The organism is uncultured Paraglaciecola sp., from assembly GCF_937123705.1.
Taxonomy (GTDB): domain Bacteria; phylum Pseudomonadota; class Gammaproteobacteria; order Enterobacterales; family Alteromonadaceae; genus Paraglaciecola.
The window spans coordinates 209,015-234,761 of record NZ_CAKZKO010000038.1 but is presented as its reverse complement, the minus strand read 5'-3'; the positions used below and the strand labels follow the sequence as shown (position 1 = coordinate 234,761).

General features: G+C 41.7%; 18 protein-coding genes. 12 read left to right on the top strand and 6 right to left on the bottom strand.

The window, feature by feature from the left end; genetic code table 11:
* Positions 1-171 precede the first annotated feature (171 nt).
* A complete protein-coding gene (locus Q0688_RS07250; RefSeq protein WP_299074629.1) occupies positions 172-1,452 on the bottom strand; it encodes a citrate synthase in 1,281 nt (426 codons plus the stop codon).
* Between the two features lie 462 nt (positions 1,453-1,914).
* Here Q0688_RS07250 and sdhC point away from each other — a divergent pair, with 462 nt between their 5' ends.
* The 8 genes from sdhC (at position 1,915) to sucD (ending at position 11,719) form a co-directional block, all read left to right on the top strand.
* Positions 1,915-2,289 carry a succinate dehydrogenase, cytochrome b556 subunit gene (gene sdhC, locus Q0688_RS07245; RefSeq protein WP_299074628.1) on the top strand — a complete coding sequence of 125 codons (375 nt, stop codon included), beginning with the start codon at positions 1,915-1,917 and terminating at the stop codon, positions 2,287-2,289.
* Positions 2,283-2,630, top strand: coding sequence for a succinate dehydrogenase, hydrophobic membrane anchor protein (gene sdhD / locus Q0688_RS07240; RefSeq protein WP_299074626.1), 348 nt, complete (start codon positions 2,283-2,285; stop codon positions 2,628-2,630). The genes sdhC and sdhD overlap by 7 nt, the downstream gene beginning before the upstream one ends.
* On the top strand, positions 2,631-4,400 hold the full coding sequence (gene sdhA, locus Q0688_RS07235; protein ID WP_299074624.1) for a succinate dehydrogenase flavoprotein subunit: 1,770 nt from the start codon (positions 2,631-2,633) through the stop codon (positions 4,398-4,400).
* Between the two features lie 12 nt (positions 4,401-4,412).
* A complete protein-coding gene (locus Q0688_RS07230; RefSeq protein WP_299074622.1) occupies positions 4,413-5,123 on the top strand; it encodes a succinate dehydrogenase iron-sulfur subunit in 711 nt (236 codons plus the stop codon).
* Positions 5,124-5,197: 74 nt separating this feature from the next.
* The gene (locus Q0688_RS07225; protein ID WP_299074620.1) at positions 5,198-8,023 is read left to right on the top strand and encodes a 2-oxoglutarate dehydrogenase E1 component; all 2,826 of its coding nucleotides are present in this window, start codon (positions 5,198-5,200) and stop codon (positions 8,021-8,023) included.
* A gap of 9 nt (positions 8,024-8,032) precedes the next feature.
* Positions 8,033-9,538, top strand: a complete 1,506-nt coding sequence (odhB, locus tag Q0688_RS07220) for a 2-oxoglutarate dehydrogenase complex dihydrolipoyllysine-residue succinyltransferase (RefSeq protein ID WP_299074618.1) — start codon at positions 8,033-8,035, stop codon at positions 9,536-9,538.
* Positions 9,539-9,680: 142 nt separating this feature from the next.
* Entirely contained in the window at positions 9,681-10,847 is a 1,167-nt protein-coding gene (gene sucC / locus Q0688_RS07215) for an ADP-forming succinate--CoA ligase subunit beta (RefSeq protein WP_299074616.1), read from the top strand.
* The gene (sucD, locus tag Q0688_RS07210; RefSeq protein WP_299074614.1) at positions 10,847-11,719 is read left to right on the top strand and encodes a succinate--CoA ligase subunit alpha; all 873 of its coding nucleotides are present in this window, start codon (positions 10,847-10,849) and stop codon (positions 11,717-11,719) included. Before sucC ends, sucD begins: the two co-directional genes overlap by 1 nt.
* Before the next feature lie 616 nt (positions 11,720-12,335).
* Here the strand turns inward: sucD and Q0688_RS07205 are convergent.
* Entirely contained in the window at positions 12,336-14,714 is a 2,379-nt protein-coding gene (locus Q0688_RS07205; RefSeq protein ID WP_299074612.1) for an EAL domain-containing protein, read from the bottom strand.
* A 280-nt stretch (positions 14,715-14,994) separates the two neighbouring features.
* On the opposite strand from Q0688_RS07205, the gene Q0688_RS07200 reads away from it, so the two are divergent.
* The 3 genes from Q0688_RS07200 to Q0688_RS07190 are packed head-to-tail and all read left to right on the top strand — an operon-like array spanning position 14,995 to position 21,049.
* Positions 14,995-18,303, top strand: coding sequence for a glycoside hydrolase family 2 TIM barrel-domain containing protein (locus Q0688_RS07200; RefSeq protein ID WP_299074610.1), 3,309 nt, complete (start codon positions 14,995-14,997; stop codon positions 18,301-18,303).
* Positions 18,304-18,338: 35 nt separating this feature from the next.
* On the top strand, positions 18,339-20,393 hold the full coding sequence (locus Q0688_RS07195; RefSeq protein ID WP_299074608.1) for a glycoside hydrolase family 97 protein: 2,055 nt from the start codon (positions 18,339-18,341) through the stop codon (positions 20,391-20,393).
* A gap of 29 nt (positions 20,394-20,422) precedes the next feature.
* A complete protein-coding gene (locus Q0688_RS07190) occupies positions 20,423-21,049 on the top strand; it encodes a sulfotransferase (RefSeq protein ID WP_299074606.1) in 627 nt (208 codons plus the stop codon).
* A 13-nt stretch (positions 21,050-21,062) separates the two neighbouring features.
* Here the strand turns inward: Q0688_RS07190 and Q0688_RS07185 are convergent, their stop codons facing one another.
* Entirely contained in the window at positions 21,063-21,329 is a 267-nt protein-coding gene (locus Q0688_RS07185) for a DUF6356 family protein (RefSeq protein ID WP_299074604.1), read from the bottom strand.
* 315 nt (positions 21,330-21,644) lie between these two features.
* Between Q0688_RS07185 and Q0688_RS07180 the strand changes: the two genes are divergently transcribed.
* Positions 21,645-23,282: a DUF6174 domain-containing protein gene (locus Q0688_RS07180; protein ID WP_299074602.1), complete on the top strand. Its 1,638-nt coding sequence runs from the start codon at positions 21,645-21,647 to the stop codon at positions 23,280-23,282.
* Between the two features lie 65 nt (positions 23,283-23,347).
* Here the strand turns inward: Q0688_RS07180 and Q0688_RS07175 are convergent, their stop codons facing one another.
* From Q0688_RS07175 to xthA, 3 genes are read right to left on the bottom strand one after another with little or no spacing between them, the layout of a single operon-like run.
* Positions 23,348-24,157: a sulfite exporter TauE/SafE family protein gene (locus Q0688_RS07175; RefSeq protein ID WP_299074600.1), complete on the bottom strand. Its 810-nt coding sequence runs from the start codon at positions 24,155-24,157 to the stop codon at positions 23,348-23,350.
* Positions 24,158-24,186: 29 nt separating this feature from the next.
* Positions 24,187-24,849 (bottom strand): energy-coupling factor ABC transporter permease, encoded by a 663-nt coding sequence (locus tag Q0688_RS07170; protein ID WP_299074598.1) that lies wholly within the window; start codon positions 24,847-24,849, stop codon positions 24,187-24,189.
* 27 nt (positions 24,850-24,876) lie between these two features.
* Positions 24,877-25,683, bottom strand: coding sequence for an exodeoxyribonuclease III (xthA, locus tag Q0688_RS07165; protein WP_299074596.1), 807 nt, complete (start codon positions 25,681-25,683; stop codon positions 24,877-24,879).
* Positions 25,684-25,747: the final 64 nt, after the last annotated feature.

Genomic DNA, 25,747 nt, shown 5'->3' with positions numbered 1-25,747 from the left:
TAGGATCATAACAGTGGCGCGCAGTGAAAGATTACTTAAATTAGCAGAATAACAATAATGATGACCTGAAACGTGCCTTAGTTTTTTGTAAAAAATAAATTAAAAGACCAACTGGTTTTTAACGCAAAAAAAAGCGAACAATTAAGTTCGCTTTTTTAAGCTAATTAATAATTATTTATCAATTTTGTTATACGAACGCTGTGCTTCACCAGTATACAACTGGCGAGGACGGCCAATTTTTTGTCCTGGTTGGCTTAACATTTCGTGCCAGTGAGATACCCAGCCTACTGTACGTGCTAAGGCAAAAATACAGGTAAACATATTGGTTGGAATACCAATGGCTTTAAGCACAATTCCAGAATAAAAATCTACATTCGGGAAGAGTTTTTTCTCTGCGAAATAGGGGTCACTTAAAGCAATTCGCTCTAGCTCCATTGCAACATTGAGTAGTGGATCATCAATATTGAGTTCTGCTAATACTTCGTGGCAACTTTCACGCATAACTGTGGCGCGAGGATCGAAGTTTTTGTAGACCCTGTGACCAAAGCCCATTAAACGGAACGGGTCTGCTTTATCTTTAGCTTTGGCAATAAATTCAGGAATGCGATCTACTGTGCCAATTTCTTCTAGCATATTTAAGCATGCTTCGTTGGCGCCGCCGTGTGCAGGTCCCCATAAGGATGCAACACCTGCTGCAATACATGCATAAGGATTAGCACCAGAAGAGCCGGCCAATCGTACTGTAGAAGTTGATGCGTTTTGTTCGTGGTCGGCGTGTAAGATAAATATTCTATCTACGGCTTTAGCTACAGCTGGGCTGATTTTATAATCTTCCGCTGGAACCGAGAACATCATATTCAAGAAATTTTCGGCGTAGCTCAGATCATTTCTCGGATAAACAAAGGGTTGACCAATATTGTACTTGTAACACATCGCCACTAACGTTGGCATTTTCGCTACAAGGCGATATGCGCTACGTAATCTTTGCTCTGGATCATTGATGTTCAGATCATCATGATAGAACGAAGACATGGCGCCAACTGTACCACATAGCATCGCCATTGGATGAGCATCGCGTCTGAAACCTCTGAAAAAGTTATTGACCTGATCATGCACTAAAGTATGTCGAGTAATAGTATCTTTAAATGCTTTGTATTCTTCAGTATTGGGGGTTTTATCATGCAACAGCATATAAACCACTTCAATGTAGTCAGCATCGCGGGCTAACTCTTCGATAGAATAACCTCTGTGCAACAGAATGCCTTTGGCACCATCAATATAAGTAATCGATGATTCACATGAGCCAGTTGCCATAAATCCGGGGTCATAAGTAAAATACCCATTAGTGCCTAGAGACCGTATGTCTATTACATCGTGGCCTGCAGTGCCAGACAAAATGGGAAGTTCAACTTCTTTGTCACCCGCTTTTAAAATGGCTTTGTTATCTGCCATGTACTGTTCTCCTCAGAGTCGTTTTGTATTCGATAAATAGTATAAATAGCTATTTACTGGGGGGGAAATCGCCGCTATTTGAACTTAAAATCGGTGATAATGTCAATTTTAAAAGGTTTTTGTTTAATAATTATTCACTAATTAAACGCTTTTATTAATTTTCGCATACCTTGATAAACTTTGCTAATAGTCCAGCCATAATCCTTTGTAACTAATAATGCTTGATACTTCTATGGGGTTATAAACCTTTAATAAAGAACAATAATTGTATTTATTGGAATCGCTGGATATACTTCTTGCGCTTAGAGCACTTCACTGTGAAAAGATTATTTGCATGTAACTTTTCATTAACGAAGTGGTAACAATCTTTTGGATAAAAATAGAATTTTAGCAAAAAGTTAACATGCAAAATGTTATCAGCCAAAATATTTAAACCACCTACGGGTATAAAGAGCGATAAACGTGAAAAAACAAAGACCAGTTAATTTACAACTCAATACAATAAGTTTTCCTCCCGCAGCTATTACTTCCATTCTCCACCGTATTACAGGCGTCGCAATGTTTTTTGCATTGATGTTTGTGATCTGGGCTTGGGCGACATCTGTGTCATCAGCTGAAGGTTTTGCCTTTGTGCAACAACAAATGGCGGGGCCACTTGGCAAGTTTGTAGCCATAGGCACAATTTCTGCTCTGATTTATCACGTGTTAGGCGGTATCAGGCACATGATTATGGATTTGGGCCATTGGGAAGAACTTCAATCAGGTGACATCAGCGCCAAAGCTATTATCGCTGCATGGATCATCTTAACCATATTAGTAGGAGTGGTATTATGCTAAGCGGTCAAGCAAGTTTAAAACGTAATGGTGTCCAAGACTTTGTAACCATTCGCGCTACAGCCATTATAATGACGGCGTTTTCTATATTTATGGGATGGTTTTTTATCTCAACGCCAGAAGTGACTTATGCAATCTGGCATGAGTTATTTTCAGGCTTGGCGATGAAGGTTTTCACCTTTGCCACTTTGCTATCTATTATGTTTCATGTGCGTATTGGCATGTGGCAGGTCTTAACTGACTATGTAAAAGCGCCGGGATTGCGTGCGTTTATTCAATTTGTTCTTAACCTTATTGCATTTGTATATGCAGTTGTTGGTTTATTTGTTTTGTGGGGTGTGTAAATGAGTATTCCTGTTCATGAATATGATGCAGTTGTAATTGGTGCAGGTGGTGCAGGTATGCGCGCTGCATTGCAGATTTCTGAGTCGGGTAAATCATGTGCTTTGTTATCGAAAGTATTTCCTACTCGTTCACACACAGTATCGGCTCAAGGTGGTATTACGGTTGCTTTAGGTAATGCCCATGACGACAACTGGGAATGGCACATGTACGATACAGTTAAAGGTTCTGATTATATCGGTGACCAAGATGCTATCGAGTACATGTGTAAAACTGGCCCCGAAGCCATTATAGAAATGGAAAATATGGGACTGCCTTTTTCTCGTTTCGAAAATGGAAAAATTTATCAACGTCCTTTTGGTGGTCAGTCGCAAAACTTCGGTGGTGAGCAAGGCGCACGTACTGCCGCTGCAGCCGACAGAACCGGTCATGCCTTATTGCATTTGCTTTATCAACAAAATGTGAAAAACAAAACCAAAGTATTCAGCGAATGGTATGCCCTTGATTTAGTTAAAAACCAAGACGGTGACGTGGTGGGTTGTACCGCCATTGACATCGAATCCGGTGAAGTGGTGTATTTCAAATCTAAAGCCGTCGTTTTAGCAACAGGTGGAGCAGGGCGTATTTATGCTTCAACTACTAATGCTCATATTAATACCGGTGACGGTGTAGGTATGGCGTTACGTGCAGGCGTGCCTATGCAAGATATGGAAATGTGGCAGTTCCACCCAACGGGTATAGCAGGCGCAGGTACACTGGTAACCGAAGGCTGCCGTGGTGAAGGTGGTTATCTTCTAAATAAAGATGGCGAGCGTTTTATGGAACGTTATGCGCCAAACGCGAAAGACCTAGCAGGACGTGATGTGGTTGCACGTTCGATGATGACCGAAATTCGTGAAGGTCGTGGATTTGATGGACCTTTAGGGCCGCACTGTAAATTAAAACTCGATCACTTAGGTAAAGAAGTATTGGAGTCCCGTTTACCGGGTATTTTGGAGTTGTCTCGTACTTTCGCCCACGTTGATCCGGTAAAAGAGCCTATTCCGGTCATTCCTACTTGTCACTATATGATGGGTGGTATTCCTACAAACGTAGATGGCCAAGCGCTGAATATTGACGCTAGTGGCAAGGTTTCACCTATTAAAGGTTTGTTTGCTTGTGGTGAGATTGCTTGTGTGTCGGTACATGGTGCTAACCGCTTAGGCGGTAACTCTTTACTCGATTTAGTGGTGTTTGGCCGTGCGACTGGTTTACACCTTGGTCAAGCCATTGATGGCATTGATGCACGTGAAGCTAGCAATGATGACGTAGATGCCGCTATGACTCGCTTTAATCGCTGGGAAAATTCTGATGCCGGTAAAGGTGAAGATCCGGTACAGATTAAGAAAGACCTGCAACAATGTATGCAACTTAACTTCTCGGTATTTAGAGAAGGCGAAGCAATGGCAACTGGCCTGAAAGAGTTAGGTGATATTCGCGAAAGATTGCAACATGCACGTTTAGACGATAAGAGTAATGATTTTAATACTCAGCGTATTGAATGTTTAGAATTAGATAATTTGATGGAAACGGCATACAGTACGGCAGTGGCTGCAAACTTCAGAACTGAAAGTCGTGGCGCCCATAGTCGTTTTGACTTCCCAGATAGAGACGATGCTAACTGGTTATGTCACTCGGTATATTTACCAGAAGACAGCTCAATGATAAAACGTGAAGTCAATATGACACCAAAACTTCGTGAAGCATTTCCACCTAAAGCTAGAACTTACTAAGGAGTAACGATTATGCAATTGAATTTCTCTGTTTACCGTTACAATCCTGACGTAGACAACGCCCCTCGTATGCAAGACTACCAACTTGAAGTGGATGAAGGCCAAGACATGATGGTATTGGATGCCCTGATTGCCCTAAAAGAAACCGATGCGACTTTGTCTTTTAGACGTTCATGCCGTGAAGGCGTATGTGGCTCTGATGGTGTAAACATGAATGGCAAAAATGGCCTAGCTTGTATAACACCTTTATCGGCACTTAAAGGCTCTAAAATTGTGATTCGACCTTTACCGGGTATGCCGGTAGTACGTGATTTAGTCACTGATATGTCACAATTTTATACCCAGTACGAAAAAATTAAGCCGTTTCTAATCAACGACGACAATCAGCCTCCGGCTCGTGAGTTTTTACAATCTCCTGAAGAAAGAGAAAAACTCGACGGTTTGTATGAGTGTATCTTATGTGCATGTTGTTCAAGCTCTTGTCCGTCATTTTGGTGGAATCCAGATAAGTTTATTGGTCCAGCTGGTTTGCTACATGCTTACCGCTTTTTGGCGGATAGTCGTGATACCGCAACAGATGCTCGTTTAGGCGAGTTGGATGACGCTTTTAGTGTCTTTAGGTGTCATGGCATAATGAATTGCGTTAGCGTTTGTCCTAAGGGATTAAACCCAACTAAAGCAATTGGTCATATAAAATCTATGCTGTTGAAACGAGCCGTTTAGATTTTAACGAAAACAAAAATACTGTGTGCGAATGCACATATACTTGCAAGTCTGAATAAAACCAAGGGACGACAATGCAACAAAGCGTGATGAAAGCATGGTGGGATTCATCCCATTTGTCTGGTGGCAACGCTACTTACATAGAAGAAATGTATGAAGCCTATTTAGAGGATGCTCAAAGCGTATCTGATGAATGGCGGGACATTTTTGAAAAACTTCCTAAGCTCGAAGGAGTAGGAGTTGAAACCAAGCACAGTTTGGTACGAAATCAATTTCGTTCTTTAGCTGCGCTCGGCCCTGCGGCGAGAGCGGGAGCAAGCTCATCTACTGCTGCCACCAGTGGCGGAGACGAAAAGCAGGTAAAAGTATTGCAGTTGATTAACGCCTTTCGTTTTAGAGGCCATCAGCATGCCAATCTTGACCCACTCGAACTGTGGAAACAAGAAAGAGTCAGAGATTTAGAACTGTCGCACCACAATCTTTCTGAAAGTGATTTTGACACAAGCTTTAATCTTGGATCCTATGCCATTGGTAAAGACTCCATGCCTTTAGGCGAGTTGTTTAAGTCCCTTAATCGCACTTATTGTGGCTCTATTGGTACTGAATACATGCACATTACCGATACAGACCAAAAACGTTGGGTACAGCATCGTATTGAATCAGTACAAGCCAAGCCTGAAATTTCTCGTGAAGAAAAGATTAGTATTCTTAAAGGCTTAGTCGCAGCTGACGGTATGGAAAAATACCTTGGCGCTAAGTTTCCAGGAGCAAAACGCTTTTCCCTTGAAGGCGGTGATGCATTAGTGCCTATGCTCAAAGGCCTAATTAGTCATGCTGGCGCTAAAGGCACCAAAGAAGTGGTTATCGGTATGGCGCACCGAGGTAGAATTAATACCTTAGTGAATGTGCTGGGTAAAAACCCATCTGTATTGTTTGATGAGTTTTCTGGTAAACACGATGATTCTCTAGGTGCCGGTGACGTAAAATACCACGCCGGTTATTCCTCGGATTTCGCCACACCTGGCGGTAACTTGCATTTGGCTTTGGCTTTTAACCCTTCACACCTTGAAATTGTTAACCCTGTGGTGATTGGCTCGGTTCGTGCGCGATTAGACAGACGTGGCTGTACCGACGGCTCGGTTGTACTGCCTATTACTATTCACGGAGACTCGGCCATTGCCGGTCAAGGTGTGGTACAAGAAACCTTTAACATGTCGCAAACCCGAGGCTTCCAGGTGGGTGGCACGGTGCGCATCGTTATCAATAACCAAGTCGGTTTTACCACCTCTAAGACTGAAGATACTCGTTCAACTCAATATTGTACTGATATAGCCAAAATGGTTCAGGCGCCTATATTCCACGTGAATGCCGATGATCCAGAAGCGGTATTATTCGTGACTAAATTGGCGCTAGATTATCGTAATCAATTTAAACGAGATGTGGTCATTGATTTAGTTTGTTATCGCCGTCATGGTCACAACGAAGCGGATGAGCCGAATGCGACTCAACCTTTGATGTATCAAAAAATTAAAAAACATCCTGTTCCTCGCAAAATATACGCCGAGCAATTAGTTGCTGAGGGCATCATAGAAACCCATGAAGTTGAAAAACTGGTGAGTGACTATCGGGCCGCTCTGGATCATGGTGCTTGCGTTGTCGAAGAATGGCGTCCAATGACTGAGCATTCGGTGGATTGGTCGCCCTATCTTGGACACGATTGGGATGTAAAGTATGACAGCGCAATCAGTGCTGATAAATTAAAGTCTTTAGGCGAAAAACTCTGTGATTTTCCAGCGGATCACAAGTTACAGTCACGGGTGGCTAAGTTATATAAAGATCGCGTAGCTATGGTCAATGGCGACAAACCGTTCGACTGGGGCATGGCCGAAAATTTAGCCTATGCCGATATAGTCGATCGCGGTAATCCTATTCGCTTGACCGGTCAAGACTCAGGTCGTGGTACTTTTTTCCATCGTCATGCGGTATTACATAATCAAACCGATGGTTCTGATTATATGCCACTGGCTAACTTACATGATAAGCAAGGCAAAATTGAAATTTATGATTCTGTTTTGTCTGAAGCCGCCGTTTTGGCCTTTGAGTTTGGTTATGCGACAGCAGAGCCCGGCACCTTAACGATTTGGGAAGCGCAATTTGGTGATTTTGCTAATGGTGCCCAAGTGGTCATCGACCAATTTTTAAGTTCTGGTGAAGCCAAGTGGGGGCGTTTGTGCGGATTAACTATGTTGTTACCCCATGGTTATGAAGGACAAGGACCAGAGCATAGCTCTGCAAGGTTAGAGCGTTTCTTACAAATGTGCGCCGATCATAACTGGCAAGTATGTGTTCCTTCGACCCCTGCGCAAGTATTTAATATGCTACGTCGTCAGTCGTTACGGCCAATGCGTAAGCCACTTATTGTGATGTCACCTAAGTCTTTATTGCGTCATCCCTTAGCCGTATCTAGTGTGGATGAGTTAGCTGAAGGTGTGTTTCACAATGTAATTGATGAAATAGATGATATTAATCCAAGTGACGTGAAGCGCGTGGTGATGTGTTCGGGTAAAGTGTATTACGATTTGCTAGAACAACGTCGTAAGCAGGAACAAACTGATGTCGCTATTATTCGTATCGAACAACTTTATCCGTTCCCACATGAGGAGCTAGAAAAAGTTGTTACTAGATTCAAGCAGGTCAAGGATTGGGTTTGGTGTCAAGAAGAGCCACAAAACCAAGGGGCTTGGTATTGTAGTCAACATCACTTTTGGTCCTCGTTACCAAAAGGAGCCAGCTTAACCTATGCTGGCCGTCAAGCGTCTGCCTCTCCTGCAGTAGGCTATATTTCAGTTCACAACCAACAACAAAAAGATTTGGTTGATGATGCATTAACAATTAAATAAGGAACCAGTATGACAATAGAAATAAAAGTACCGGTATTGCCTGAATCAGTGGCAGATGCATCAATCGCTACCTGGCATGTAAAAGTAGGCGATAAAGTCAGTCGCGATCAAAGTCTTGTGGATATTGAAACAGATAAAGTGGTTTTAGAAGTTGTGGCTCCTGCAGATGGTGTCGTTAGCGAGATCTTACAAGCCGAAGGCGAAACCGTTTTAGGTGAGCAAACCATTGCCAATTTTGAAGAAGGAGCCAGTGCGGATACAACAGCTAAAGCTAAAGCTGATGTTGATGCTGATGCAGCGCCGGCTAAAGAATCATCCAGTCAAACATCCGATAAAAAAGGTGAATCAGTGGAAATTAAGGTACCTGTTCTGCCAGAATCAGTGGCAGATGCAACAATTGCAACTTGGCATGTAAAGCCAGGTGAAGCTATTTCTCGAGATCAAAACTTAGTTGATATTGAGACCGATAAAGTCGTTTTAGAAGTGGTTGCTCCTGCGGATGGATCCCTTAGCGATATTTTAGCGCCTGAAGGTGAAACGGTAACTGGCGAACAAGTCATTGCGAATTTTGTAGCCGGTGCTGGAGCAACTGCTGATTCATCTGAACCAGTAGAAGAAGCCGCTTCAGAAGAGAACGATGCCCTTAGCCCATCTGTTCGCAGACTGTTAGCTGAAAAGGGATTAGATGCTGCGAATATTAAAGGCACAGGTAAAGGTGGCCGCGTTACCAAAGAAGACGTTGAAAAGTCTTTAAAAGCTCCTGCTGCTGCTTCATCGACAAAAACGGAAGCCGAGCCTGTTGTAGCGCAAGGAAATCGTACCGAAAAACGTGTGCCAATGACACGTTTGCGTAAAACCATCGCCACACGTTTACTTGAAGCGAAAAACAGCACGGCTATGTTAACTACATTTAACGAAGTTAACATGAAGCCAATCATGGATTTACGCAAGCAATACCAAGAAAGTTTTGAAAAACGCCACGGTATTCGTTTAGGCTTTATGTCTTTTTATGTAAAAGCTGTAACCGAAGCCCTAAAACGTTTCCCAGAAGTGAATGCGTCCATTGACGGTGATGATATTTGTTATCACAACTACTTTGATATCTCGATTGCAGTGTCAACGCCCCGTGGCTTAGTGACACCTGTGCTCAAAGATACAGATGCATTAGGCATGGCCGGCATCGAAGGGGGGATCCGAGAACTTGCCCTTAAAGGTCGTGACGGAAAACTAAGCATGGCTGATATGCAAGGCGGTAACTTCACTATCACTAACGGTGGTGTATTTGGATCGCTGATGTCGACACCTATTTTAAACCTGCCACAAAGTGCTATTTTGGGAATGCATAAAATCCAAGACAGACCTATGGCGGTAAATGGCAAAGTTGAAATTTTGCCAATGATGTATTTAGCATTGTCTTATGATCATCGTATTATCGATGGTAAAGAGTCGGTTGGCTTCTTAGTGACCATCAAAGAAATGTTAGAAGATCCGACACGTCTGCTTTTAGATGTATAAAAAGCAGTAGATGTGTCATTAAACTGAGGCAGATGAGGCTTATCCTCATCTGCATCTTGTCGTTATAGCTTGATATAACGACTTACAAAATAAAGCGGCTTATTAGCGGCTTTTTTCTTAAATTAAACGGGTAGAAAAAATCATGAATTTGCATGAATATCAAGGCAAGCAATTGTTTAAAGAGTATGGCTTGCCTGTCTCTGACGGGTTCGCTACGTCTTCTCCAGAAGAAGCCGCAGCAGCTGCCGATAAAATTGGTGGAAGCGAGTGGGTAGTAAAGTGCCAAGTTCACGCAGGTGGCCGTGGTAAAGCTGGCGGCGTTAAGTTAGTGAAAACTAAAGACGAAATCAAAGCCTTTGCTGCCCAGTGGTTAGGCAAAAATTTGGTGACTTTCCAAACTGACGAACATGGTCAGCCGGTATCTAAGATTTTGGTAGAATCATGCACAGATATCGCCGATGAGCTGTATTTAGGTGCGGTTGTTGACCGTACTTCTCGTCGTATCGTTTTTATGGCGTCTACTGAGGGCGGTGTTGAAATTGAAACTGTTGCTCACGAAACTCCAGAGAAAATTCTTAAAGCTGAAATTGATCCTATTGTCGGTGCTCAGCCTTACCAAGCCCGTGAAATGGCGTTTAAATTGGGCCTTAAAGGCGTACAGATTAAGCAATTCACTAAGATTTTCTTAGGTTTAGCAAAAATGTTTGTTGATTTGGATATTGCTCTTATCGAAATTAACCCTCTAGTGATTAAAGAAGACGGTGATATGCACTGCCTTGACGCTAAAGTGGCTATCGATGGCAATGCTGCCTATCGTCAACCAAAAGTCGCGGCTATGCACGATCCTTCACAAGATGATGCACGTGAAGCAGAAGCTGCCGCTTGGGAGCTTAACTATGTAGCACTAGACGGAAACGTGGGTTGCATGGTAAACGGTGCAGGCCTTGCTATGGGTACTATGGATATTGTTAATCTTCATGGTGGTAAACCGGCTAACTTCCTAGATGTAGGCGGCGGAGCAACTAAAGAACGTGTTGCAGAAGCATTTAAGATCATTCTCTCTGACAGCAATGTTAAGGCCGTTTTGGTTAATATTTTCGGTGGCATTGTACGTTGTGACATGATCGCAGAAGGTATTATCGGTGCAGTTAAAGAAGTCGGTGTAAATGTTCCTGTAGTTGTGCGTCTTGAAGGCACAAATGCCGAATTAGGCCGTGAAGTATTAGCCAGCTCAGATCTAGACATCATAGCTGCAAGCAGTCTAACTGACGCCGCTCAATTAGTGGTTAAAGCCGCGGAGGGCAAATAATGTCGGTATTAATTAATAAACACACTAAAGTTATCTGCCAAGGTTTTACTGGTGGTCAAGGTACTTTCCACTCTGAGCAAGCGATTGCTTACGGTACACAAATGGTTGGTGGTGTTACGCCTGGTAAAGGTGGTACCACTCACCTTGACCTGCCTGTTTTCAATACAGTACGTGAAGCGGTTGAGAAAACAGGTGCAACAGCCTCTGTTATCTACGTACCTGCAGCATTTTGTAAAGATTCAATCGTTGAAGCGGCAGATGCTGGTATCGAACTGATTGTTTGTATCACAGAAGGTATTCCTACTATCGATATGTTGTTTGTAAAAGAATATGTAGAAGCCAAAGGCGTACGTATGATTGGACCAAACTGCCCAGGTGTCATCACCCCAGGCGAATGTAAAATAGGAATTATGCCTGGCCATATTCACAAGCCTGGAAAAGTAGGTATTGTGTCTCGTTCTGGTACATTGACCTACGAAGCGGTTAAACAAACCACTGACGAAGGTTTCGGGCAGTCTACTTGTGTAGGTATTGGTGGTGATCCTATTCCAGGCTCTAACTTTATCGACATTTTAGAAATGTTCCAGGAAGATCCAGAAACTGAAGCCATTGTGATGATTGGTGAAATTGGTGGATCTGCTGAAGAAGAAGCCGCTGAATTTATTAAAGCGAACGTCACAAAACCTGTTGTATCTTACATTGCAGGTGTAACTGCTCCAGAAGGTAAGCGTATGGGTCACGCCGGCGCAATTATCGCAGGCGGTAAAGGCACAGCTGACGAAAAGTTCAAAGCCTTAGAAGCGGCCGGCGTTAAAACCGTTCGCTCTTTAGCCGATATTGGTAAAGGGTTACGCGAGATTACTGGTTGGTAGTTTCTGAGTAATTACATTACTTTTGATATGGAAACCCGCTTTTAGCGGGTTTTTTGTTTATTTGGTAAGAGTATTCACTTCGTTCATTTTTGCGGTGCGCTTATTTATGTGCTTCGCACACGGCATCCAAGCCTTTTTTCAAACAGCATCCTTGCTGCTCGATTTACTTTTTACCAGCAGCAAAAAGTAAACAAAAAGTGTCGCGAGCTCCTAAGTTCTTAACCGCACCAAAAGGCTTAATTTTAGGGGCGTTTCAAATGATTCCCTCCAACTTCCACTCTAATGGCATCCCTGCCATTTGCCCCTAAAATAAGCCTTTTGGTGCTGATACTTTACATACGGGGACTTGCGGAGCAGATTGGGGGTTGGTATGAGTAATTAACATGGGTGATGATAAATCTTTGTAAAAAGCTAATTGATGACGAAATTACTTAACTTTCTCAGACGGAATTGACTCCTCTTAACTGAACTACTTCCTTCAAATTAGTCAATCATACGTACGTGGCGAATCTGCAAAGAACCCAGACATAGGTGTCAGAAAATGCTGATGTAAAAACCGTTAGCTTTTAATTGATGTATGAAAAGAAGAGGCAGTGCAATCTAACAACGAACTAGGCTAATTCCCATCGTGTTGACCTTTTAGTAAAGCTTCAAATTCTAAGATTGGAAGAGGCCGAGCAAATAAATAACCTTGACCATATTCACAACCCAATTTCTGCAATATTTTCTGTTGTTCTTTGGTTTCTATACCTTCGGCAATCACTTTGATATTAAGCTTTTTCGCCATTGTGATAATGGCTTCACACAACATTAAATCGTTACCATTGTCGTGTATTGATTGAACAAAACTCTTGTCCATCTTAAGGTAGTTCGTTGGGTATTTCTTCAAATACGAAATAGAAGAGTAACCTGTACCAAAATCATCTAGCGCAATTTCGACACCAGCTTGGCAAAATTGAAACAACTTGTTTGAAACACTTTCGTGAGAGTCCATTAACAGGTGTTCTGTAATTTCTAATAAGATCGCCTGAGGGGGGGTTTTGCTTTCTAGTAGCCAATTTAACCACTGAGTAATACTATTTTCAGTGTCCGTATAATGTGAGGGCGAAGTGTTGATACTAATTTGCAGATTAGGGCAGTAATTGTTTCGCCAGCTTTTAACTTTGCTGATAACTTGGTGGAAAACCCAATTGCTGATATCGATAATCATGCCGGTTTCTTCAGCTAACGGGATAAAATCTAAAGGTCCAACTAATCCACGAACCGGGTGCTCCCAACGAAGTAGTGCTTCTGCCTTATGAATCACACCAGTATGCAAGTCGACTATGGGTTGGTAAACCAAAAATAATTCTTCTTTATCAATAGCTTGGCGTAAATCACTGATGAGTTGCAATCGTTTAGTTGCTTCATCTCGCATACTTTGAGTGTAATACTGGAAGTTATTGCGCCCTAAATTTTTTGCACTATACATGGCTTGATCGGCATTTTTAAGCAAGTCATCAATATCTTGGGCGTCATTTGGGTAGATGGTAATGCCAATACTAGCACTACAATGAACTACTTCATTTTGTAATTTGTAAGGCTCTGTTAAGGTTTTGAGCATGCCTTGAACGAGTCGATCAATACCGTGAAGATCGGTAATATCATTGATCACAACAACAAATTCATCACCGCCTAAGCGCGCGACCGTATCATAGGAGCGAATGGATGACTTTATTCTCTCGCCACATGAAATCAATAAGTCATCGCCTACACTGTGGCCTAGAGAGTCGTTAATATCCTTAAAATTGTCTAAATCTAAAAATGCAATGGCCACTTTACTGTGATTACGGTTTGCCGTATTGATGGCCATTTTGACATGCTCAGCCATCATATTGCGATTCGGTAAACCGGTTAAATCATCAAAGTTGGCCTGTTGCCATATAAGTTCATTGGTACTTTGTCGTTCGATGGAGATACTCGCCAAATAAGCAAACTGTTCAATACGCAGTAGGTCGTTTTTATTGGGGATTGTAGCTTTTTGGTGATATATGCCAAATGTACCAATAACACTACCTTCGGAGTTAATGATTGGTTCTGACCAGCACGAGCCTAAGTTTGCCTTAGTCGTTAACTCTTTGTAATTGACCCAATAAGGATGAGTCGCTAAGTCTTCTGCTACTACGCGTTTTCCAGAAAAAGCTGCCGTTCCGCATGATCCCACACCTTCACCAACTTCTATTCCTTCAATGGCTTCATTGTAAAAATCCGGTAGCGAAGGCGCAGCACCTAAGGTTAAGTGTTGCTTGGTGTCATCAAGCAATAAGATGCTACACAACATGCCCGGATATTCTTGCTCTACGCTTCTGACGATTTTATGCAAAATTGGATTGAGAGGCTTGGACTGGACAATGAGTTCTAGAATTTGATTTCTAACCCTATGTAGGCTTTCATTTTCTTTTAGCTGTTGGGTTTTTTGTTGCAATTCTTGTTGGGATTCAATTAATTGTAGTGATTTTTGATTAATTTCTTCTGTGGTGAGCTCAGATACAACAATTTTAGCTAAATCCTGAAGAGCGTTAAGCTCTTGTTTTGTGACTTTTCTAGGTTTGGTATCGAGTATACATAAGGTACCAATGGCGCAATCACCTTCAATAATGAGCGGCGCGCCGGCATAAAATCGTATGTTCAAATCCCCGGTAACTAAAGGGTTTTCTATGAATATGGCGCTTTGAGTTGCGTCCTCAATTACCATCACTTTGTCTTCAAGAATAGTATGTGCACAAAACGATATATCGCGCGGAGTTTCACTACCTGTAAAGTTGGTTTTTGACTTAAACCATTGACGGTCTTCATCTATTAGCGATACAAACACATAGGGCACATTAAAAACATGCTGCGTTAAACGGGTTAACCTATCAAAGCGTTCTTCGGGCTCAGTATTTAGGATATTGAGTGAGCATAAAGCTTGTAAACGCTGAAGTTCATTCGCAGGCTTAGTCGCAACAATGGTCAAGTAACCACTCCATTATGTAGTTAGTATAAAAATAATGTTAGCACTATACGCACCTCAACTGTATTTGAAAAGTAATACCATTTCTAATAATTATTGACTTTAAATAGCTTATGCTAGTAACCGAATGTAACGCTTTGCCACTTAGAATATATGCCAGAGGGCTGGGGAAACATAAGTGCATCAACACTCGTAATATAAGTAGATAAAATTACCTAAGTAACAAGAGTTTTTTAGACTTAGGTAATATCATTGGGAAAATTATTAGGCGAGTACATTCATTATGGCTAAAATATTGATTTGGTTGAAGCGTGGTTTTATTGGCGTACTGATACTTTTATTGGTGATTGCTGGAGTACTGGCCGCAAAAATGGCGTGGATAGAATTTCAATCGCCGTCAGCGGGTGAGTATCATGAATGGGAAGACTCACGGGTGTTTCGTCAAAATAAAGAAGCGGCTCGCGCTACTGCTGTCCCTTATCAAAGTTTATCTGCGGCAATCAGTGCAGATAAGGACTCATCACCTTTTATACAGTCTTTGAACGGCCGTTGGCGTTTTAATTGGGTGCAGGCACCTGATGAGCGGCCGGTTGATTTTTATCAACCCGATTATGACGATACAGCTTGGGATTTCATCACTGTACCTAGTAATTGGGAAATACAGGGCTATGGCATACCGCTTTACGCTAATACCCATGTCCCTTGGGCGAAAGTAGGGCGTATGAGTAGTCAGACGTTTCATGGTTTTCCGCCTTATGTGACCTTCTTAAGCGGCACAAATCCTCCTTACGTTCGCAAAGATTACAATCCTGTAGGCAGTTATCGTAAAACCTTTGCTCTACCTGAAAATTGGCAAGGTCGAAATGTGTATATTCAGTTCGCAGGGGTAAAAAGTGCATTTTATTTGTGGATAAATGGGCACAAGGTTGGGTACAGCCAAGATAGTTTTACCGCCGCTGAATTTGATATTTCACAATACTTACAAGGGGGTGAAAACACCTTAGCGGTCGAAGTATACCGTTGGTCAGATGGTAGTTATTTAGAACTTCAAGATATGTGGCGTTTAAGCGGGATTTTTAGAGACGTAGAGCTAATCGCTAAGGCGCCATTGCATATCAATGACTTTGCTATAACCACAGATTTGGACAGTCACTATCAAAATGCTCAGCTTAATGTCAGCAGCTGGCTTAAAGGAAAATCAGTTGCCAACCAAAATGTTGATGTAGAAGTCTATCTGCAAGGCCACGAATATGAAAAAGCGACATTGTTGGCTAAAAAGCGAATAGCTGCTGCAGCAAAGCCTGAGGTACAGGCTGATATGTCTGTCACAGTAATGTCACCAAAACTCTGGAGTGCCGATACCCCGCATTTATATCAATTGGCCATTGTACTTCGTGATGAGGCCGGTAATTGGCTTGACGGTGTTTCGCAGCAAGTGGGTTTTAGAGAGGTAGAGATTACAGGCGGGCAGTTGTTAGTAAATGGTAAAGCCATTTATCTTAAAGGTGTTAATCGTCACGAAATGGCTCCAGAGGTAGGCCAAGCAGTTACACGGCAAAGCATGTTACAGGACATAAAGTTACTCAAACAATTTAACTTTAATGCTGTACGCACTTCCCATTACCCCAATCACCCATACTGGTATCAGTTGTGTAATGAGTACGGTATCTATCTAGTTGATGAAGCGAACTTAGAAACTCATGGGCTACGGGAAAGCTTGCCAGCAAGCGACCCAGCTTGGCGCGATGCATCGGTGGATAGAATGACCAATATGGTGCTGCGCGACCGCAATCATCCATCCATTATAATGTGGTCGGTAGGTAACGAAGCAGGGCGAGGCTCAAACTTTGTAGCCATGAAAGAAGCGGCTTTAGCCATAGATAGCACACGCCCAATAATCAGTGAAGAAATGCCAGAAATTAGCGATGTTATTGTGCCTATGTATGCCACTTACAGCGATAAAGATGAAGCTGAATTACCTAAACATCCCGTAGATGAAAAATCTTTTGGGGTAATGACCACCATGGACTTCTTAACTAAAGGTGCTGAGGTGGACGCAGGTCGATATATTGATACTTGGGGTAACACGCCACAAAATGATAAGCCGTTGATTTTAATAGAATATGCTCACGCGATGGGTAACAGTACCGGTGGTTTCGATGATTATTGGCAAGTGTTTAAACGCTATCCTAATTTACAAGGTGGCTTTATTTGGGATTGGGCCGATCAAGCTTTAGCTAAAACCGAAGAGGGGCAGAAATTTTGGGCTTACGGAGGTGATTATGAGCCTGCTGATATAGCACATGATGGAAATTTCAATAACAATGGTGTGGTGTATCCTAATCGGACACCTAAACCAGCCATGTATGAGGTTAAAAAAGTCCATCAATGGATAGATTTTAGCTACGAAAACGCTAAATTGTCGGTTACAAATAATTATTTATTTAAAGACCTTAGCGACTACCAATTACGATGGGAATTGCTGCAAGACGGCAAAGTAATAGCAAACGGAAATAAATCAATGGGGTCAGAGCAATTTGATCTCAATTTGCCAGCTTTACCTAGTGGTGAGATATTGCTAAATGTAGGTGCGCATTTAACCCAGTCGACTCGCTGGGCAGATGCAGGACATCAAGTAGCCAGCGAGCAATTTTTATTGCAACAGCAAAGCTCAAAACAACCTGTTGGCTTTAAAAAAGCAGCACTGACATTAAAACAATTTGCCGATGATATTACTGTTTCAAACCGAAATTTTTCAGTGAAAATTAATCGTCAGAATGGCTTGATTGAGCAATATACTCAAGGCAATACAGTATTGATAGATGGCGCTATTCAACCTAATTTTTGGCGAGCTGGTACCGACAACGATAACGCACTGGGAACCAATTCAGAGCATTTATTACCGTGGAAACATGCCTATGAAAATCGCGATCAGTTAAGGGTAAATATTAGCGAGCAAAGTGATACAAAAATCAAAATTGTGAGTGAGTTTCATCTTCCTCACAGGGATGTGACTGGGCGGCTTGATTACACTATCAATAGTGATGGTGTCATTGAAATCAATATGCAACTAGACTTACAACACCTTCCAAACTCAAGCGAGTTGTTTAAAGTTGGGCTGCAAACCAGTATTGCTCAAAGCTTAGATAATATCAGTTGGTATGGCCGCGGGCCATTTGAGAACTATATTGATCGTAACAAGGCTGCTGATATTGGCCAGTATAACATGCACTTAGATGAGTTTTATGTCCATTATGTTAAGCCACAAGCTAGCAGTAACCGTACTGATACGCGATGGTTTAGTGTCACGCCAACTAATGTGTCAAAAAGCAATCAAGATGTAGGGCTTAAAGTTGTGGCGAAACAAGCTATAGAGTTTAGTATTTCTCCGTACAAAATGCATGAAGTGGCAAGTAAACGCCATCCTCATCGTCTGCAAAGAGCTGAGTCGAATATCCTCAACATAGACTTAATACAGCGTGGTGTAGGTGGTGACACAGGATGGGGTAAAAATGCCATGGCTGCGCCCTCATATAGAATTAAGCCTGGTACCTATCAATATGGATTTTGGTTAGTACCTTGGCAACAATAAAAGTCTGTGGTGTAAATTGAGAGTGATGCTGTGATATGAAAAATATAGGCTTTTTAGTGCTATTAGCATTTTGTTGTGTGAGTAGTTTTGCGAGCCAAGATCAGCAATGGCAGCTCAAAAATGAGCAGAGCATGTTAGTCGCTGATATTCGCTTTGACGCAAGTGCTGGCCGTTTAAGCTATCGTTTAACCCAAGGAAAACAAGCGCTGTTGCAATGGTCACCTTTGGGATTAATCCTTGAAGATCAAAACATGTCACGACAGCTGTCTTTGGTTAATGCGACAACCTTTGATTACCAACAGCAATATCCGTTAATGCATGGTAAACAATCGAAAGTTGATGTTGATGCTCAACGATTGCAAGTTAATCTTATTAATAAACATGCCATTGAGATGACAGTGCTGTTTCATTTGCAAGCAGACGGATTGGCTTTTCAATATCAAATTGCTAAACAAGCCAAACTAGACAATATTGTTGTGGTCTCCTCAGAAGAGAGTGGGTTCGCTTTGGATAAGGGGCAGGATGCGTGGCTTCAAGGCTATCAAGAGCCGAGTATTCATGGCCCTGCATACGAATATAACTATTTTAAGGCTAAAGCGGGTGACGAGGGCGAAGGACGCAGCACTTTAGGATCATGGATAAACCCCATGTTAGAACCAATTGGTTGGCAAATGCTTGGAAGTGACGGCTGGGCTATGCCCGCCTTATTTCAATCGGAGCAACATTACATTTTGCTGGCCGAAGCAAATATGGATGGCAATTATCCGGGCACTCACCTAGCCGGTAAGCCAAAGGGGTTAGAATACAATATTGAGTTTCCTCACCCTGAAGAAGGCCTGGCACAGGGGGCAACAAACGCAGTAGCGAGGTTACCGTTGGCCACACCTTGGCGGGTTATTATTGCCGGACCGCTCGATACTATCGTTGCTTCCACCCTTATTACCGATTTAAGCGATCCTCTCGATGCCATATTCAATGAGAAACTTCCTGTTTGGGTGAAGCCAGGGGCAGTAGCATGGGATTGGTGGGATGACACCACCACAGGCGATTTAGCAAAACAAAAACGTTATGTTGACGCTGCTGCCGCGTTAAGCTGGCCTTATGTATTAGTCGATGCTAATTGGAATATGTGGAACGATTCTCAACCCGAAAAGCCTATTCGTGAACTGGTCGCTTATGCTGCGGGCAAAAACGTCAATATTTTACTGTGGTACAACTCAGGTGGTAAGAATAATCGCGTGACCGAGCAACCGCGAGAAGTGCTGCACACCCAATCAAAACGGCGCCGTGAGTTTGCCAAAATTAAAGAGTGGGGTGTCAAAGGCGTAAAAGTGGATTTTTGGCATACCGATAAACAGTGGATGATGCAGCAATATGTGGACTTATTAACAGACGCAGCTGAATTTGAGTTAATGGTTAATTTTCACGGCTCGACAATGCCGCGAGGATGGCGTAGAACCTTTCCAAATATGATGACCATGGAAGCGGTACGCGGCGCAGAATTTTATCAGTTTTCCCCTTTAAAAGGCCCCACAGCACAACAAAACCTCTACTACGCCTTTACGCGTAATGTAGTCGGCCCGATGGATTACACCCCAGTAGTATTTCAAGCCGCATATGAAAAACAAGAAATTAGTTACGCTCATTCATTGGCGCTAAGCGTTGTATTTGAATCGGCAATGCAACATTTTGCTGACAAATCTGATACTCCCGAGCAAGGTTACCCATTAATATTCACACACTATCCTTTTGTAAAAGAGTTTATGTCTACTGTACCCACGGCTTGGGATGAAACTTTGTTATTAAGTGGCCACCCTGATAGTCATGGCGTGTTTGCTCGCCGGCACAATAATGATTGGTATATTGGTGGTATCCATTCAGGGCAGAAAAAGCGAAGTGATAAATTGTCTTTAGGCTTTTTGGGAGAGGGGACTTACCTCGCTAAAATCATCGAACAAGGTGATACACCCAATACCTTAAAAGTGCGCACTATATCTGTCAACAACAACGACTATGTTGCTCTAACTATGCATAAGAATGGTGGTTTTGTACTCCAACTTCAGCCTGAAGTAATACAGCCACTTGAGTAAATTACAGGTATCTACAAACTGTCAATGCAATGAATAAACTTTTCATTATAGGGTTACCTAGAACGGGTACAACCAGCATAAGTGTAGCCTTACTGGAACATTTCACGGTGTCACATACCGCTTATACCAAACGCTCCTTTGAGTTGGCCGATGTTATATCAGACTGCCCTTGTTTTAGTGATTATCCACAACTTGATGGGCTATTCCCCCAGTCAAAATTTGTGTATTTACAGCGAAAACTAGAGCATTGGTTACCATCAATACAGATGCTTTTGAATAAGATGCTACCTAGCCTTCAGGGTGAAAACTACGTTAATCCCATACTAAAGCGCAGTTTTAACAACAGCTTTCACTTAGACGCAGTTGATGATCCTCTTAATAAAGCGCATTTAGTGAATTGTTACAGGCGTCACGAACAAGGTGTAATAGATTACTTTAATGGGCGAGATGATTGTTTGAGTATTGATATTACACAAGCCAATAGTTTGTCTCAGTTGCAGAGTTTTTTAGCATTGCCCCAATCTGATACTAATACATTTCCCCATCTGAATAGAGGTAAGCGGGTGGATGCTTGGCGTGACATCAAACATCCACATAAAATAAACTCACATGCAGTTGGTAAAGAAGGTAGAAAATATTTTGAATATTGTCGCTAGAAATTCGGCCAATCTAGATCATATATTCAATCGATTCTTCAAATGCTTTATTTGTACTGGCTTCAGGATTATTTTTAACTCTAAAAGTGACCATTTTATGATGTAAATCAGTGATAGCTTTGCTTCCTGTTTTTACACAAAAACCTGGGATAAATGCATGAATTAGGCTGGCAAACGCCGCTTTAAATAGCTTCATAGAAAAGCTCATGGCCACACTAAAGTGTTGTGTGTAGGTTTCGTTGACTGACTCGGGATGATCAATAAATAGCTTTTTAAACATGTTTGTACCTATTTTGATGTGCTGATATAACGCATAAAATGCGCTCACTTAGAATTATTTAACGAATGAGCTTAGGTGGATCTTCGCTCAATTTTGTTGTCTTGTCTCGCCTTTTATTAACACTGTTCTAGGGGAGTTACTGTAACTTATTGTATACAGTCTTAAACCTCTATGGTCTATAAAGTAGGATTTTTGGTGAGTCGACTAATGAAGTGAATAGATCAAACTGTTACTTTAGAATTACAAATGATTACAAATATTTAATTTCGCTGACGTAATATTGTTCAAAATATTAAATTAAACAGGGTAGTACCAATGATCAATTTAGAAACTGTATCAAATAAAGTGTTTTTAGTGGCTGTGGCGTTTTTTGCTTTAGTCGTGATTTCAGGATGCAATAGTTCTGAAGATGTAAGCAATAATAATGAACCATCAGACTTGGCATCGCTGCAAAGCGCCAAAGCATTATGGCAAAGCACTCCAAAACAGTTCTATTCCATTCAAAGCCGACGCTCTTGTGAATGTTTAGATGAGGTAACGACTCTAATGCAAGTCAGTGTATATGACAATGAAGTGCTCTCAGCAATTAATGTTAATACCGATGAGGCCATTTCTAAAGATATACAGCAAGAGATTAAGACTGTAGATGCCTTATTTACGGCGATTGAAAATGCCATCTCAGACGGTGTGTTGATTGAAGTTATTTACAACGAAGAATTTGGTTATCCAGAAACAGCAAAACTCGATCTTGAACAGCTTGCGGTGGATGGTGGCTTGCATATTACTATGTCGGATTTGCAAGTTAAGGACTCATTATTAGAGCTTGAAGATGTTACTTGGTCTTTAGCGTCATTCGATAGTATCGCCGGCCCTCAACCTATTATTGATAATACTTATATCTCACTGTCTTTTGATATGGGCACTATGCAAGTAAAAGGCGTAGCGGGATGCAATCATTACAGCGCAGACTTTGTGTTGGATAAGTCCAATAACAATCTAACAATATCAAATGTTACTAGTACTGAAATGGCATGTAGCGAACCCGAGAACATCATGGAGCAGGAACAAAACTACTTAGCAACATTAGCACAAGTGCAGTTTTTTAGTTTCGACAAAACGAGCATGAATATGGTGGTAGGTGGAGATGCGGGTTTGCATTTTGTTCTTAGTAGTACCCAAGCTGAATTACCAGAACCAGCGCCTGCTAGTAATGAGCTTGCTGCCTTACTAAGTGCCAAAGCCATCTGGAATAGTCAAGCAGCACAACACTATTCAATCCAAAGTCAACGCTCTTGTGAATGTGTAGATGAAGCAGCAGCTCCGATGCAAGTTAACGTACTAGATAATTCAGTCCTGTCGGCAGTAGATATCAATTCTGATGAGGCGATATCAAAAGAAATACGAGCAGAAATCCAAACGGTTGATAACTTGTTTGTGTTAATCGAACAAGCCATAAGCGATGGCATTTCAATTAATGTAATTTACAACAAAGAATACGGTTATCCAGAAACAACACAAATAGATCTCGAGCAAATTGCTGTTGACGGAGGCTTGCATGTCAATTTGTCCAATTTTGAAATTAAAGACACACAATCGGCACTGGATGATGTCACTTGGCGTTTAGAATCTTTTGATAGCATTGCGGGTCCTCTACCAGTTATTGAAAACAGCATACTTACTATGTCCATCGATATGATTAATATGCAAATCACAGGAATGGGTGGGTGCAACAGCTACAGCGCAGATTTTGTCATAAGCGACAAGGGGCGTAGCATCACTATTTCAAATCTGATCAGTACCGATATGGCATGTGATGCGCCAGAAAACTTGATGATGCAAGAACAAAGCTATTTTTCTACCCTAGAGCAAATTCGATTTTTTAACTTACATGAAGCCAGCTTAAATATGGTGGTAGGCGGCGATGCCGGTTTGCACTTTGTTCCAGAATATTAAAGATAATTTGCTCAAGAGCATTTAAGAAAGAAATAATGTTGATGTTATGTACTATCTTTAGGCACTTATAAGACTACATTCATCAACATTTTTACGCTTAAACACACTAATAATATCGCGAATATCTTTTTAAGTATGGCAATGGGCAGTTTATTCGACATCTTCACCCCTATGGGGGCCATAAAAAAGCCGGATGCTGAAATAATTATGACGCTAGGAATATGAATAAAACCAATGATATTGTCATTGTTAGCTAGCTCTAAGGGGCTTATCTGACCATTTATGCCATAGCCAATAGTGCCTGCAATGGCAATAGGAAAACCAATAGTAGCGGCGCTACCTATGGCCGTTCTAAGTGCTAACCTTCTACTCAATAAATAAGGCACGGTAAATGCTGCGCCGCCAATAGCGACTAAAGTTGAGATGCTGCCAATGCCTAACCCCGCTAATTGCGGTGGCAACCTATTGGGTAATTTAGAAGTGGATGGTGCTTGGTTAACAAACAGCTTTATTGCAAGACTGGTTATAAACAACGAAAAAAACACTGCCAGAAAGGTTGTGTTTATAATCGGGATCAAAAATGAGATACAAAGAGCGCCAATCACAATAAAAGGCACCATAGCTTTAACATGAGGCCAATCGACATTGTGATTTTTATAGTGACTAAAAGCACTGGAAAAAGTAGTGGTGATGATACACGCCATAGAGGTTCCAAGGGCTAAATGCACCGCATGGCTAGGCACAATATTAGCCGACAAAAACATACTAGTGAGCATAGGCACTAAAATAACACCACCGCCCACACCCAGTAGACCCGCGGCAAAACCAACAACGACGCCTAGTAAACTAAGTTGAATAATAAATTCTATTTCCACAACATACTCTCTAGCAAACTCCTTAGTGTCTATTGATTATCTAAGTACAATTTATCGTAAAAGGTATATACCCATTCGGGCTTATAAATAATCAACAAGGTAATAGTCATGCCATTAAACATGGCTTCTGGGAAAAACATTAAAGTGGTTAATACCAAATAATTGTTTTCAATTATTTGCCAACTATAGATGCCATCTAGCCAAAAGTAGCCACTAAAAGCTAGCATCTTTAGGCCTATAGTTAATGCACCAGGAATAAAGGCGCAAAGAAAGATATATATAAAGAGGTGCCTAGGTAATTTATGAAAGGTCAGACTATACATGCCATATGTTAACGCAATGGGGGCAAGAACCCCCAATAGAAAGTTTACGCCTAGCATATTGAAGTGTTCAATGCCTAGTAAGGTAAGGCCCAGCAATGCAAGCGTTGCGCTAAAAACGGCCCAACGAAACCCTAATAACAAAGGTAAGGCAGACAACCATAAAAAATGTACATTTAGCCCTTGGTAGATGCCGGTTCGAAATATCCAAAGTACACACACAGCGACAGAGCTGCCAAAAACCAAGTGCTGACATTTTTTGTCTGACAGTAAAGTCGCAAAAACCAATTTTTTGAAGATGATATAAACTAGGCCAAGACTCAACAGTCCAGCCAAAGCTTGTATATCAGTAAAATAACAAGATTGTTCCATACTTAGAGTATCTGGTTTTACTTATCCTTATTCAAACACCGACCAAATAGGTGCATGATCAGAGGGTTTTTCGATGCCACGTAATTCATAGTCTACGTCGGCTTCTTTGAGCAAAGTATGTAGTTTAGCTGTGGCCAAAATTAGATCGATGCGTAATCCTCGGTTGTCAATAAACCCCTTAGAACGATAGTCAAACCAACTGTATTTTTCAGACTCCGTTGGATGCAAGGCTCTAAATCCGTCGGTAAAGCCCCAGTCAATTAGGGTGTTTAACCATTCGCGCTCTTCGGGTAAAAAGCTACATTTTTTAGTTTGCAACCAACGTTTACGGTTCGGCTCACCAATACCTATATCTAAATCAGTATGGGAAATATTCACATCGCCCATCACAATGACATTATCTTCAGGTGTGTGAAATTCCTTTAAATAGCCCATCAAATCAGCATAATATTTACGCTTGGCAGGATATTTGGTTTCATGATTTTGGTTTTCACCTTGTGGAAAGTACCCATTTAACACCCTTACGGTTTCGCCGTTTTCCATAAGGTAATCCACCATGATCATGCGTTTTTGTGCATCTTCATCGTCTGTAGGAAATCCATATTGCACCGCAATAGCAGGCTTTTTACACATCATGGCCACACCGTAATGGCCTTTTTGTCCATGAAAATACACCTGGTAACCCATAGCTTCAACATCGGCGATTGGGAATTGATCGTTGTGCACTTTGATTTCTTGCAGGCCAATAATATCCGGTTGATGTTTGTCGATTAACGCTTGTAACTGATGTAATCGAGCGCGGATACCATTGATGTTAAAAGAGATGACTTTCATGAAGTGTTCCAAAAAGTAAAAATGAGGTGTATTGGACTTAAAGTCCACGAATTGTCGGTATCTT